The organism is Saccharothrix sp. DSM 118769, assembly GCF_052936295.1.
In genome coordinates this window covers 1,216,217-1,228,485 of sequence record NZ_CP193627.1, presented here as the reverse complement: position 1 = coordinate 1,228,485, position 12,269 = coordinate 1,216,217, and the positions used below count along the sequence as shown (strand labels likewise).

The window sequence follows — 12,269 nt, the reverse complement described above, 5'->3', positions numbered from 1 at the left end:
GCTCGTGGATGCCGTGACCAGGGTGCCCGCACCGGTGAACGAGCCCGTCCTCAGCTACGCGCCCGGCTCCCCCGAGCGCGCGCAGCTGCAGGCGAAGCTGGCCGAGCTGGCCAAGGAGCCCCTCGACCTGACGCTGACGATCGGGGGTGAGCAGCGCGTCGGCGGCGGCGAGCGCTTCGACGTCGTGCAGCCGCACAACCACCGCGCCGTCCTCGGCACCCTGCACGGGGCCACCCGGCAGGACACCCGCGACGCCATCGCCGCCGCCAAGGAGGCCGCCCCGGCGTGGCGCGCGATGTCCTACGACGACCGCGCCGCGATCCTGCTGCGCGCCGCCGAGCTGCTGGCCGGCCCGTGGCGCGCCACCCTCAACGCGGCCACCATGCTCGGCCAGTCCAAGACCGCGATCCAGGCCGAGATCGACGCCGCCTGCGAGCTGATCGACTTCTGGCGCTTCAACGTCTCGTTCGGCCGGCAGCTGCTGGCCGAGCAGCCGCAGTCCTCGCCCGGTGTGTGGAACCGCACGGACCACCGCCCGCTGGAGGGCTTCGTCTACGCGATCACGCCGTTCAACTTCACCGCCATCGCGGGCAACCTGCCGACCGCCCCGGCCCTGATGGGCAACGTGGTGCTGTGGAAGCCGTCGCCCACGCAGAGCTTCGCCGCGCACCTCACCCTGCGCCTGCTCGAAGAGGCCGGCCTGCCGCCGGGCGTGATCAACCTGCTGCCCGGCGACGGCCTGGCCGTGTCCGAGGTGGCGCTGGCCGACCCGGACCTCGCGGGCATCCACTTCACCGGCTCCACGAAGACGTTCCAGCACCTGTGGGGCCAGGTCGGCGCGAACATCGCCGGCTACCGCTCGTACCCGCGCGTCGTCGGCGAGACCGGCGGCAAGGACTTCGTGCTCGCGCACCCCTCGGCCGACGTCGACGTGCTGCGCACCGCGCTGGTCCGCGGCGCGTTCGAGTACCAGGGCCAGAAGTGCTCCGCCGCGTCGCGCGCCTACGTGCCGCGCTCGGTGTGGAACCGGGTCAAGGACGACTTGATCTCCGAGGTCGAGTCGCTGACGACGGGCGACGTCACCGACTTCTCGAACTTCATGGGCGCGGTGATCGACAAGCGCTCGTTCGACAAGCTCTCCGGCGTGCTGACCGCAGCCCGTGACGACGACAAGCTGGAGATCGCGGCCGGCGGCACCGCCGACGACTCCGAGGGCTACTTCGTGCGGCCGACCGTGCTGCTCGGCACCGACCCCGGCCACGAGGTGTTCACCACCGAGTACTTCGGCCCGGTGCTGGCCGTGCACGTCTACGACGACGCCGACTACGACACCGTCGTGAAGCAGATGGAGAACGCGGCCCCCTACGCCCTGACCGGCGCGGTCATCGCCCGCGACCGGCAGGCCGTCGTGAAGGCGCAGGAGGACCTGCGGTTCGCCGCGGGCAACTTCTACGTCAACGACAAGCCGACCGGCGCGGTCGTCGGCCAGCAGCCCTTCGGCGGCGGCCGGGCGTCGGGCACCAACGACAAGGCGGGCTCGATCCACAACCTGCTGCGCTGGGTCAGCCCCCGTTCCATCAAGGAGACGTTCGTGGCCCCCACGTCGTCCCGCTACCCGCACCAGGGGTGACGCCGTGCTCCGCTCCGCACTGCTCGCCGCCGCTGGCTCCTCGTCGATCCGCGGCCTCGTCGAGCGCACGCCGCTGACCAAGCCCGTCGTCAGGCGCTTCATCTCCGGCGACGACGTGGACGCCGCCGTGGCCACCACCGGCGAGGTGCTCGCCGACGGCCGCTACGTGACCCTCGACCACCTCGGCGAGGACACCCGCGACGCCGACCAGGCCGCGGCCACCGTCGAGGCGTACCTCGACCTGCTGCGCCGCCTGGAGGCCGCCGGGCACACCGACCGCGCCGAGGTGTCCGTGAAGCTGTCCGCGGTGGGCCAGTTCCTGCCCTCGGACGGCGAGAAGATCGCCCTGGAGAACGCCCGCCGCATCTGCGCGGCGGCGGGCGCGGTGGGCACCACGGTCACCCTGGACATGGAGGACCACACCACCACGGACTCCACGCTCGGCATCCTGAGCGAGCTGCGCGTCGACTTCCCGTGGGTCGGCGCGGTGCTCCAGGCGTACCTGCGGCGCACCGAGCAGGACTGCCGGGACCTGGCGCACGCCGGGTCGCGCGTGCGGCTGTGCAAGGGCGCCTACAAGGAGCCCGAGTCGGTGGCGTTCCAGGACAAGGCGGACGTCGACCTGTCGTACGTGCGCTGCCTGAAGGTGCTGATGGCGGGCGAGGGCTACCCGATGGTCGCCTCGCACGACCCGCGGCTCATCGCCATCGCGCACGACCTGGCCGCGCACCGGTCGGCCGACACCTACGAGTTCCAGATGCTCTACGGCATCCGGCCCGACGAGCAGCACCGCATCGCCGCGGCGGGCAACCGGATGCGCGTGTACGTGCCCTACGGCGACGAGTGGTACGGCTACTTCATGCGGCGGCTGGCCGAGCGCCCGGCGAACGTGGCGTTCTTCCTGCGGTCCCTGGTCACCACGGGCTGACCCGCTCCACCTCGTCGCGCAGCCGGGCGCGCGCCGCCTCCGGGTCGGCGTGCGCCCGGACCACGTCGTCCACCACCGCGACCGCGCGCAGGACCACCTCCGCCGGTGCGCCCGCCGCCCGCAGCACCACCACCGCGCGGTGCGCGGGCAGCAGCGCCCGGTGGACCTCGGCACCCGCCTCGGCGCACCGGTGCGCGTAGCGCGACAACGCCTCCGCGTACCCGATGTCGGCGGCCAGCTCCTCGGGCGCGTGCGCCAGGTGCCGCACCAGCACCGCCATCCGCGCCCGGGCCGGGCCGTCGTCGCCGGCGTGCTCGGCGGCCCGGTGCACGGCCGCCGCGTACGCGGCCGGCGCGGCGCGGTGGTGGCCCAGCAGGTCGCGCCACACCCCGGCCGCCCGCTCCGCGACCCGCCGCGCCCGTTCGCCGTCCCGGCGTCCGGCGAGCGCCCCGGCCAGGGCGTGCAGCGCGGACGCGAGCCCCGGCCCCCGCGCCACCAGCACCGGTCGCGGCAGCCGCGGGTCGAGCGCGACCACCTCGTCCACGACGCGCCGCGCCTCGTGGTCGCGGCCGGCCTCCAGCAGCAGCCGCGCCACCCGCGCCCGCGCCACCGCGAACGCCACCCGGCACGCCGGCGACCGCGCCGCCAGGGGCCGCGGCAGCTCAGCCGCCTCCTCCGCCACCGCCGACCGCTCCGGGCCGACCAGCAGGTCGACCTGCTCGACGAGGGCCGCCGCCAGCCGCGCCACCGCCTCGGGTTCGCCGTGCCGCGCGACGTGCCGCCGCACCAGGACGGCCTCCTCGGACGCGGTCAGCGCCTCGGCGGACCGGCCCCGGCGGCGCAGCAGCGCGGCGGCCTCGCCGAGCGCGGACGCCAGCTCGGGCTCGAAGTCGGCCGGGTTGGCGCGGGCCAGCCTGCGCAGCAGCGCCACCGACTCCCCCACCGCGGCCAACGCCTCGTCCAGCCCGGTACCCGCCCCGCCGGCCGCGACGACACCCGCCCCGTCGACCGCCACCCCGTCGCCGCCGGCCGCCACCCCGCCGAACGCCACCTCACCGGCCGCCGCCCCAGCAGCTCCCGCTCCACCGGCCGCCGCTCCACCGAACGCCGCCCCGCCGGCCGCCGCTCCATCCGCTCCCGCCCCGCCCAACGCCGCCCCGCCGAACAGCGACCCGCCGGGCGTGCCGTCCACCTCGTCGTCGGCCCCCGCGGCAACCGCGAGCAGGGACGCGATCGAGCGCAGCGCCCGCGCCGACTCGGGCTCGAACCGGGGATCGCCCTCCGCCGCCTCCCGCCAGCGCACGACGGCCAGCCGCGCGGTCCGCACGGCCTCCTCCCGCCGCCCCACGTCGAGCAGCCGCACGGCGTGGTGGTGCGTGACCTTCGCCAGCTCCGACCCGAACAGCGCCGGGTTGAGCCCGACCAGCTCGCCGCACCGCGCCACCGCCTCGGCCACCGCCGCCAGCGCCTCCTCCCGGTGCCCGAGGGCCGCGTGCCGCACCCCCAGCTGGTCGAGGGCCGCCGCCAGGCGCGGCGCGTAGTCGGCGTCCCCCGCCACCACGGCCCGCAGCAGCCGCACCGCCTCCTCCGCCGCCGCCAGCGCCTCCCCGGCCCGGCCCAGCGCGACGAGCCGCAACCCCAGGTCGCCCAGCGCGTCGGCCAGCGACGACCGGTGCTCCGGGTCGTCCTCCGCCGCGCGCCGGTACAGCTCCACCTCGTGCCGCGACGCCTCCAGCGCCTCCTCGCGCAACCCGGCGAGCGCGGCCCGCGCGGCCAGCGCGCCGTGCAGCTCGGCCAGCTCCAGCGGCCCCACGACCGGGGCCAGGTCGTCCACCAGGGCGCGCGTCAGCACGGCGGGCAGCGGGTCGCGGTGGAAGCGGGGGTCGTGGAACACGTGCCGCGCGACCGCCCGCGCCGACGTCGGCGACCCCAGCTCCACGAGGGCGCGCAGGGCGGCGCTCGGCGCGACCGCCACCAGGCCGGGGTCCGCGGTGAACAGCTCGTCGGCGCGCCGCAGCACGTGCGGCCAGCGGTCGGCGGCGCGCAGCAGCGTCCCCAGGGCGTCGGCGGTCGGCTCGGGCGCGATGCGGTCGTCCAGCAGCGCGACGGCCAGCACGTCCTCGGCGAACCGGCCGCGCGCCGGGACCGGGTCCGCGCTCATGACCCGCCGCACCAGCTCGGCCGGGTCGTCGTCGGGGGCCGCGCCGTGCACCGCCGCGACCGCCGCCACGTGCAGGTCGTGGAACGTCGCCCCCGGTAACGCGGGCACGTCGGCGGCGGGCGGCAGGCCGAGGGCGTCCGCGACGTGCGCGCACACCGCGGCGAAGTCGTGCGGCCCCGGTCCCCCGTCCAGCGCCAGCTCCTCGGCGGCGTAGCCCAGGTCGGCCGCGCGCTGCCGCACCGCCGACCACCACCAGCCCGTCGTGCGGGCCGCCAGCAGCACCCGGTCCCGGCCCTCCAGCAGCAGGTCGTGCAGGTCGCGCCACGGCACGAGGTCCGCGTCGTCGACCACCCGGACCCCGTCGACGCGCGCCGCCAGCCGGGTCTTGCCCACCCCCGCCGGCCCGTGCAGCAGCAGCACGGACCGCGCGCCGCCGCCGTCCCGCCACCGCGTGAGCGCCGCCACCTCCCGGGCGCGCCCGAGGAAGGGCACCACCTCGTGCCGCGGGTCGAGCAGCTCGCCGGGCGACAGGGTGCGGTCCACCCGCACATAGTGCCCGGCGATGTGCTGCACGATCGGGTGACCGCCCGTGACCGGCCGCTCCGCCGGGTGACTGTCGGTCCCGCCCTGCACAATCCGGACGTGCTCATGGCCCTGGTGTCCCACGCGGAGAACGCGGGCGAGGTGCGCCCGCTCTCCGACGCGGGCACGCCCTCGGGCCCCGTCGTGCGCACGACCGACCTGGCCGCCACCGTCCGCGACCTCGAAGCGCGCCACCGCCCCCGGTGGGTGTGGCCCGCCACCGCCGAGGTGTACCCGGCGCTGCTGGCGCGCGGCGCCCGCGTCGAGCGCTGCCACGACCTCGCGCACACCGAGCACCTGCTGCTGGCCCACCAGGACCGCCACCACGAGCCGCGCGGGCTGGCCGCCGCCGTCGCCCGGCTGCGCGGCCTGCCCGTCCCGGAGGACCACGGGCCGCGCAAGCGCACCAGCCAGCCCACCCTCTTCGAGCCCGAGCGGGAGGCCCTGCCGGGCGACGCGGACCCGCTGGGCGCGGTGGTCGAGGTCTGGGCGGCGCAGCGGGCCAGGGCCGCCGAGCTGGGGCACCCCGGCCTGCGCCTGCTGTTCGCCGCCGAGTCCGCCAGCGCCCTCGCCGCCGCCGAGATGACCCACCACGGCCTGCCGTGGCGCGAGGACGTCCACCTGCGGCTGCTCGCCGACACCCTCGGCCCCCGCCCCGCGCCGGGCGCGCGGCCCCGCGTGCTGGCCGAGCTGGCGGACCGCGTCACGGCCGCGTTCGGCGGGAAGCCCGTCAACCCGGACCACCCGCCCGGCATCGTGCGCGCGTTCGCCCGCGAGGGCATCGACGTCCCGTCCGCCCGCGCGTGGACGCTCCGGAAGGTCGACCACCCGGCGGTGGAACCCCTGCTGGCCTACAAGGAACTGGCGCGGCTGTGGGTGGCGCACGGCTGGTCCTGGTTGGACACCTGGGTCGCCGACGGCCGCTTCCGCCCCGACTACGTGGTGGGCGGCGTGGTGTCCGGCCGGTGGGCCACCCGGGGCGGCGCGGCGCTCCAGATCCCGCGCGTCCTGCGCACCGCCGTCCGCGCCGACCCGGGGTGGAAGCTGGTCGCCGCCGACGCGGCCCAGCTGGAGCCGCGCGTGCTGGCGGCGCTGGCCGAGGACGCCGACTTCGCCGCCGTGTCCGCCGACGACGACCTCTACACGACGCTGGCCGCCGAGGCGTTCGACGGCGACCGCGGCCGGGCGAAGCTCGCGATGCTGTCCGCCATGTACGGCGGCACGGGCGGTGACGGCGCGCCCGCGATGGCCGTGCTCCGGCGCAGGTTCCCGAAGGCCGTCGGGTACGTGGAGGCGGCGGCCCTGGCGGGCGAGCAGGGCCGGATCGTCCGCTCCCGCCTGGGCCGGACCAGCCCGTCCCCGTCGGCGGCCTGGCGCGAGACCACCGGCAGCGCGGACGACGACGAGGACTCGCTGCGCCGCTCCCGCCGGGCGGCCCGGGACTGGGGCCGCTTCACGCGCAACTTCGTGGTCCAGGCCAGCGCGGCGGACTGGACGGCGGCGCTGCTGGGCGCGCTGCGCCGGCGGCTGCACCAGGACACGCCGGAGGCGCACCTCGTCTTCTTCCAGCACGACGAGGTGCTGGTGCACTGCCCGGCGGAGCAGGCGGACCGGGTGGCGGCGAACGTCGTCGCGGCGGGCGAGGAGGCGTCGGACCTGGTCTTCCCCGGCACGCCGGTCAAGTTCCCGCTCAAGGCGGTGCCGGTGGACACCTACGCGGACGCCAAGTGAGGGCTCAGTCCCACCAGAACACCCACGAGTGGTCGCCGACGAGGCGGTCGGCGTAGGCGGCGAGGGTGTTCGGGGCCCCGCCCTGCCGGACGTTGTCCGGGCAGAGCGCGAAGTGCTCGGCGGCGACGGCCAGCGCCTCCTCCCGGGTGGTGGGCGGCGCGGCGACGCCGAGCAGGAGGGTGTCGAACCCGGCGCTGACGACGCGCGCGCCGAACCGGTCCTCCCAGTCGCGCAGCACGGCGGAGACCTGCGCCGTGTCGCCGACGTGGTTGGCCGGGCCGGTCCAGCCGGCGACGGCGAGCGCGTCGGCGCCCCGGTCCGCGGCGACCAGGCCCAGGCGCAGCGACGGGTGGCCGGCGAGCAGCGCCTCGGCCAGGTCGTCGGCGACGCGGCCCGGGTCGGCGGTGCCCCGGGGCGCGGTCGCCCGGCCGGGCCAGCGGTCGTGGGGCGCGGTGGTGGCGGGGTCCTCGTCGGCCGCGTGCTCGGCCCACCAGGTCGCGAGCAGCTCGGCCGGGTCGTGCGCGCCGGGTGACGACATCGCGCCCGGCTCCACCTCGCCGTTGCCCCACGGGCGGTACTCCTCGTCCTCGTCGTCGAGGGCGTCGAGGAGCAGCGGCCACAGGCCGGAGCGGGCGTGCCCGGCGCGCAGGGCGCCCCACCGGCCGGCCGGCGCGGGGCCGTCGCCGAGCCAGAACGCGGGCCGGCCGCCGTCCTCCGGGCGCACGGCGCGGCCGGGCGGCAGCGGCACGGACAGGGTCCGGCCGGCGGCGTCGTCGGCGAACAACGCCCTCAGGTCCTCGGGCAGCGGCGGCTCGGTGATCACGAGCGGGATGGTAGGCGCGCGGCCCGGCGCCCGGGTCCGGAACGGGGGGACCGGGATTCGGGGTCCGGCACGGCGGATGCGCGCGTGTTCGGCCGATCAGCCCCTTGAACGATCATTGTGAGAGCGCTCTCATGAAGGTCCGTCGCGCGCAGCACCCACGAGCAGGACACAGTGACAAGGAGGTCACCGCGCATGGTGCTCAGCATGAGCCGCCGACGGCGCGCACTCGCGACCGCCGCCGCCGTGATCACGGCCGTGCCGCTCGCCGTCGTCGCCACGATGTCGGCCGACGCGTCCGTGCCGCCCACCCCACCCGGCTGGACGCTCCAGTGGAGCGACGACTTCACCGGGGCCGCGAACACCCTGCCGTCGTCCTCGAACTGGATCTTCGACCTCGGCCACGGCTACCCGGGCGGTCCGGGCAACTGGGGCACCGGGGAGATCCAGGACTACACGAACTCCACCAACAACATCAAGCTCGACGGCGCCGGCAACCTGCGGATCACGGCGCTGCGCGACGGGGCCGGCAACTGGACCTCCGCGCGCGTCGAGACGCAGCGCGCGAACTTCAAGCCGCCGGCCGGCGGCAAGCTCGCCATCGAGGGCCGCATCCAGATGCCGAACGTCACCGGCGACGCGGCGCTCGGCTACTGGCCCGCGTTCTGGGCGCTCGGCCAGCCCTACCGCGGCAACTACTGGAACTGGCCCGCCATCGGCGAGTTCGACATCATGGAGAACGTCAACGGCATCAACTCGGTGTGGGGCGTGCTGCACTGCGGCGTCAACCCGGGCGGGCCGTGCAACGAGACGAACGGCCTCGGCGCGAGCCGCGCGTGCCCCGGCTCCTCGTGCCAGTCGGCGTTCCACACGTACCGGTTCGAGTGGGACGAGAGCGTGAGCCCGAAGGCGTTGCGCTGGTACGTGGACGGCCAGCAGTTCCACAGCGTCAACCAGAACCAGTTCGACGCGACGACGTGGAACAACATGACCGGCCACGCGGGCTACTTCCTGCTGCTGAACCTGGCGATGGGCGGCGCGTTCCCGAACGGCGTCGCGGGCTTCGGCACGCCCACCGCGGCCACCGTCCCCGGTCACTCGATGGTGGTGGACTACGTGGCCGTGTGGTCGGCCGGCGGCGGCACCCAGCCGACCACTACGACGACCACGACCACGCCGGGCGGCAGCGGGTGGGACGCGTTCGCCGACATGCAGGCCGAGTCGGCGACCTCCCGCAGCGGCGGCTCGGTCGAGGCGGCCGAGGGCGGCCAGGCGGTGGCGCAGCTGCGCAACGGCGACTCGCTGCGGTTCTCCGGCACGCGGTTCGGGACGCGCACGGCCACGCAGTTCGTGGCGCGCGTGGCGTCCGGCGCGGCGGGCGGCGTGAGCGGGCTCGTCGAGGTCAGGCTGGGCAGCCCGACCGCCGCGCCGATCGGCAGCTTCGCCGTCGGCAACACCGGCGGCTGGCAGAGCTGGCGGACGATCCCGGCCAACATCGCCGGGGTGGGCGGTACGCAGGACGTGTACGTCACGTTCACCAGCGGCCAGCCGAGCGCGTTCGTGAGCGTCAACTGGGTCCGGTTCGGCACGTGACGGCGTGGCGGGCCGTCCTCGTCGACGGTCGTCCTCGTCGACGGCCCGCCACCCCCGCGTTAGGTTGACGGGGTGTACGTCGAACGGCCGTTCGCCGGTCTCGCCTGCGTGTGGGAGCGGGTGTCGGCGGTGCCCGAGGTAGGCCGGGTCGTGCCGGACGGCTGCACGGACGTGATGTTCTCGTCCACCGGCGAGCTGTTCGTCGCCGGACCGGACACGGTGGCGCACGTGATGTCGTCGTCGGCGCCGCACGTGCTGCACGGGGTGCGGTTCGGGCCGGGCGCGGGACCCACGGTGTTCGGCGTGCCGGGGCACGTGCTGCGCGACCGGCGGGTGCCGCTGGCCGAGCTGTGGGGCCCGACCGACCGGCTGGAGGACGCGCTGTCCCGGGCGGCCGACCCCGGCGCGGTGCTGGCGGCCGAGGCGGTGCGCCGGGCCCGCGAGTCCCCCGCCGACCCCCTGGTCGCCCCGGTCGTGGCGGCCCTCGTGGGCGGCGCGACGACGGCCGGCCTGGCCGACGACCTGGGGTTGTCGACGCGGCAGCTGCACCGGCGGTGCCTGGCGGCGTTCGGGTACGGGCCGAAGGTGCTCCAGCGGGTGCTGCGGTTCGACCGGGCCGTGCGGGCGGCGCGGCGCGGGGTGGCGTTCGCCGAGGTCGCCCAGCGCGCCGGGTACGCCGACCAGGCGCACCTGTCGCGGGAGGTGCGCGAGCTGGCCGGCGTGACGCTGGGTCAGCTGATCCGGCCGTAGGCGCGCAGCGTGAGCAGCGCCTCGATCGTGACGACGGCACGCCACTCGTAGGTGGTGATCGGGGTCCAGGCCGGCCACGCGAACGTCCACCCGCCGTCGTCCTGCCGGGCCGCGACGAGCGCGTCGAGGTCCTCGGCCACCTCCCGGTCGGTGAACCAGCGGCGGGCCAGGTGGTCCGGGGTCGGCGCGTACTGGCGGGGCTTGTGCGTCTCGCCGGCGGCGTAGCCCTCGTGCGCCCGGCCCTCGCCGAGGTCCACCAGGCCCTGCTCGCGGACGAGCGCCCCGAGCCGCTCCGAGGCGGCCTCCGCGCGCGACCGGTCCGGGACGGCGTCGAGGAAGTGCGCGCACGCGGCGGCCTCGTAGGGGTGCGACCGGTCCAGGCCCTCGACGCGTGACCAGCAGAAGTCGGTGGCCCCGTCGAGCCACGGGTGCTCGACGCCCACGCGGTGCAGGACGCCCGCCAGCAGCGCGGTCATCAGCAGGTCGCCGTCCGCGCCGACCTGCCACCACGGCGCCCTGGGGTGGTCGCCGGCGGTGGCGAGGCTGTTCGGCACGCCGCCGTCTGCGGCGGTGACCCCGGCGAGGAAGTCGCACGCGGCACGGGCGTGCTCGCCGGCCGCGCCGACCTCGTGCAGCAGCGACAGCGCGGTGAAGGTGTGCAGCGGCTGGCTGGACGGGCCGCGGCCGTCGGGCTCCAGGGCGTGCCCGAACCCGCCGTCGTCGTTGCGGTACGACAGGACCGCGTGCACGACCGGCTCGGCCGGGCCGCCGTCGAAGAGGAACGCGAACCTGCGCTGTTCGAGGACGCGCGCGTGCCGCCAGAGGAAGGTGCGTGCTGCTTCGATCATGCCGACGACGGTAGGCGGGGGCGCGGTCCGCCGTCTTGAACGGATCGGACGCGCGCCCCTCCCCTCACCGCTTCCGGAGCACCTCGCGGTTCAGCTCGGCCGGGCTGCGGTGCCCGGACAGGCCCAGCGTGAGGTCGAAGTCGGCGAGCAGGCCGCGCAGCACGTGCCGCACGCCGGCCTCGCCGCCGTGCGCGAGGCCGTAGGCGAACGGCCGGCCGACCAGCACCGCCTTCGCCCCCAGGGCCAGCGCCTTCACCACGTCGGCCCCGGAGCGGACACCGGAGTCGAACAGCACCTCGACCCGCTCGCCCACGGCGTCCGCGATCTCCGGCAGCACGTGCAGCGAGGCGACCGCGCCGTCCACCTGCCGCCCGCCGTGGTTCGACACGACGATGCCGTCCACCCCCGCGTCGACGGCCTTGCGCGCGTCGTCCACGTGCTGGATGCCCTTGAGGACGATCGGGCCGTCCCAGTGCTCGCGCAGGAAGGACAGCTGGTCCCACGACTTGTCCGTGCCGGTGAACATCTGCACCCAGCGCAGGATCGCCATCGGCTTGTCCTCTTCGGGCGCCGCGGCGAGCCCCGCCCGGAACGCCGGGTCGGAGAACGGGATCGCCGTCCCGATGCCGCGGATGAACGGCAGGTAGGACCGGTCCAGGTCGTGCGGGCGCCACGCGAGCGTCCACGTGTCGAGCGTGACGACGAGGACGCGGTACCCGGCGGCACGCGCCCGGCCGAGGATGCTGACGGCCACGTCCGGGTCGTTGGGCCAGTAGAGCTGGAACCAGCGCGCCGCGTCGGGCGCCGCCTCCGCGACCTCCTCGATCGTGTGCGAGGACGCCGTGGACAGCACGAACGGCACCCCCAGCCCGGCGGCGGCCCGCGCGGTCGCCAACTCGCCGTCCGGGTGCAGGATCGACTGCACCCCCACCGGCGCCAACATCACCGGCGCGGGCATCTCGGTGCCGAGGACGGTCGTTCCGAGGTGCCGCACGGTGGCGTCCGTCAACATCCGCGGCACGATCCGCCAGTCGTCGAACGCCTCCCGGTTGGCCCGAGCGGTACCCCCACCCCCGGCCGCCCCCGCCACGTACCAGAACGGCCCGGGCCCGAGCCGTTCCCGGGCGGACGCCTCCAGCGCCTCGGGGTCGGTCGTGAACGGCGGCACGGTGCCCGCCAGGCCCTGGAGGTAGATCTCGTTCTGGTACGCGGCGAATGACGTCATG

The 12,269-nt window shown here is 76.2% G+C and carries 9 protein-coding genes; 5 read left to right on the top strand and 4 right to left on the bottom strand.

Going from position 1 to position 12,269, the window contains the following annotated elements; all coding sequences use genetic code 11:
• Positions 1-4: 4 nt before the first annotated feature.
• Both pruA and ACRAKJ_RS05880 read left to right on the top strand, forming a co-directional pair.
• Positions 5-1,630 carry an L-glutamate gamma-semialdehyde dehydrogenase gene (gene pruA / locus ACRAKJ_RS05885; RefSeq protein WP_438919318.1) on the top strand — a complete coding sequence of 542 codons (1,626 nt, stop codon included), beginning with the start codon at positions 5-7 and terminating at the stop codon, positions 1,628-1,630.
• Between the two features lie 4 nt (positions 1,631-1,634).
• On the top strand, positions 1,635-2,558 hold the full coding sequence (locus tag ACRAKJ_RS05880; RefSeq protein ID WP_438919319.1) for a proline dehydrogenase family protein: 924 nt from the start codon (positions 1,635-1,637) through the stop codon (positions 2,556-2,558).
• Here the strand turns inward: ACRAKJ_RS05880 and ACRAKJ_RS05875 are convergent.
• Positions 2,545-5,262, bottom strand: a complete 2,718-nt coding sequence (locus tag ACRAKJ_RS05875) for a tetratricopeptide repeat protein (RefSeq protein WP_438919320.1) — start codon at positions 5,260-5,262, stop codon at positions 2,545-2,547. The two genes, ACRAKJ_RS05880 and ACRAKJ_RS05875, sit on opposite strands and share 14 nt — an antisense overlap.
• A gap of 105 nt (positions 5,263-5,367) precedes the next feature.
• Between ACRAKJ_RS05875 and ACRAKJ_RS05870 the strand changes: the two genes are divergently transcribed.
• Positions 5,368-7,032 (top strand): bifunctional 3'-5' exonuclease/DNA polymerase, encoded by a 1,665-nt coding sequence (locus ACRAKJ_RS05870; RefSeq protein WP_438919358.1) that lies wholly within the window; start codon positions 5,368-5,370, stop codon positions 7,030-7,032.
• Positions 7,033-7,036: 4 nt separating this feature from the next.
• On the opposite strand, the gene ACRAKJ_RS05865 is transcribed toward ACRAKJ_RS05870, so the two are convergent.
• Entirely contained in the window at positions 7,037-7,855 is an 819-nt protein-coding gene (locus ACRAKJ_RS05865; RefSeq protein ID WP_438919321.1) for a DUF4253 domain-containing protein, read from the bottom strand.
• Between the two features lie 204 nt (positions 7,856-8,059).
• On the opposite strand from ACRAKJ_RS05865, the gene ACRAKJ_RS05860 reads away from it, so the two are divergent.
• Complete coding sequence (locus ACRAKJ_RS05860; protein ID WP_438919322.1) at positions 8,060-9,445, top strand: carbohydrate-binding protein; 1,386 nt, start codon at positions 8,060-8,062, stop codon at positions 9,443-9,445.
• 72 nt (positions 9,446-9,517) lie between these two features.
• Complete coding sequence (locus ACRAKJ_RS05855; protein WP_438919323.1) at positions 9,518-10,195, top strand: helix-turn-helix domain-containing protein; 678 nt, start codon at positions 9,518-9,520, stop codon at positions 10,193-10,195.
• On the opposite strand, the gene ACRAKJ_RS05850 is transcribed toward ACRAKJ_RS05855, so the two are convergent.
• Both ACRAKJ_RS05850 and ACRAKJ_RS05845 read right to left on the bottom strand, forming a co-directional pair.
• Positions 10,177-11,043: a hypothetical protein gene (locus ACRAKJ_RS05850; protein ID WP_438919324.1), complete on the bottom strand. Its 867-nt coding sequence runs from the start codon at positions 11,041-11,043 to the stop codon at positions 10,177-10,179. The genes ACRAKJ_RS05855 and ACRAKJ_RS05850 overlap by 19 nt on opposite strands.
• Positions 11,044-11,107: 64 nt before the next feature.
• Positions 11,108-12,268, bottom strand: a complete 1,161-nt coding sequence (locus ACRAKJ_RS05845; protein ID WP_438919325.1) for a lactate 2-monooxygenase — start codon at positions 12,266-12,268, stop codon at positions 11,108-11,110.
• Position 12,269: the final 1 nt, after the last annotated feature.

What these genes read in the sequence shown, in the direction of transcription:
- ACRAKJ_RS05845 (WP_438919325.1), bottom strand. Translation starts at nt 12,268, where the DNA reads ATGACGTCATTCGCCGCGTACCAGAACGAGATCTACCTCCAGGGCCTG.
- ACRAKJ_RS05860 (WP_438919322.1), top strand. Translation starts at nt 8,060, where the DNA reads ATGAGCCGCCGACGGCGCGCACTCGCGACCGCCGCCGCCGTGATCACG.
- ACRAKJ_RS05850 (WP_438919324.1), bottom strand. Translation starts at nt 11,043, where the DNA reads ATGATCGAAGCAGCACGCACCTTCCTCTGGCGGCACGCGCGCGTCCTC.
- ACRAKJ_RS05870 (WP_438919358.1), top strand. Translation starts at nt 5,368, where the DNA reads ATGGCCCTGGTGTCCCACGCGGAGAACGCGGGCGAGGTGCGCCCGCTC.